The following is a 450-nucleotide window of genomic DNA, read 5'->3' on the forward strand; positions in this document are numbered from 1 at the left end:
CGCGATCGGCATTGCAGGACAGCGCAACGGCAGGCTGATTGACCGGGCCACGCTGAAAGAGGCGATGCAGTTCTGGCGCAGACAGGCGGAACGACTCGGCTTAACGGGACAGAACTCACCGCATTCGCTGCGTTACGCCTGGGCGCAGATGCTATTCGCTATTATCTGGCGCAGGGATTCAGTGAACAGGAGGCGCTGGCGATGACGGCGATGGATCTGGGCCACGGCGACGGACGGTATCGTGGCGCAGGTTTACGGGCGAAGGGATGAGGCTGGTTGATAGCCTTGAGCTTGCTATATGATGGTTATCCATTGTTATCCACCGAAAAAATTTCTACGTAGAAATTTTTTGTACGGTTTCCTCTTAATAACAGCCTCTAAGGATGGTTTAGCCTGTTAACGGGCTTCTGGTGCAGCACTACGACAATTTTACTGATGATTGCGCCAGTA

At 53.6% G+C, this 450-nt stretch carries 1 pseudogene; it reads left to right on the forward strand.

Annotated features, from left to right (window positions below):
• Positions 1-280, forward strand: a pseudogene (locus tag F7Q90_RS26060) (integrase domain-containing protein); the annotation flags it as partial.
• Positions 281-450 lie beyond the last annotated feature (170 nt).

This window comes from Pantoea stewartii subsp. stewartii, assembly GCF_008801695.1.
GTDB classification, from domain to species: Bacteria; Pseudomonadota; Gammaproteobacteria; order Enterobacterales; family Enterobacteriaceae; genus Pantoea; species Pantoea stewartii.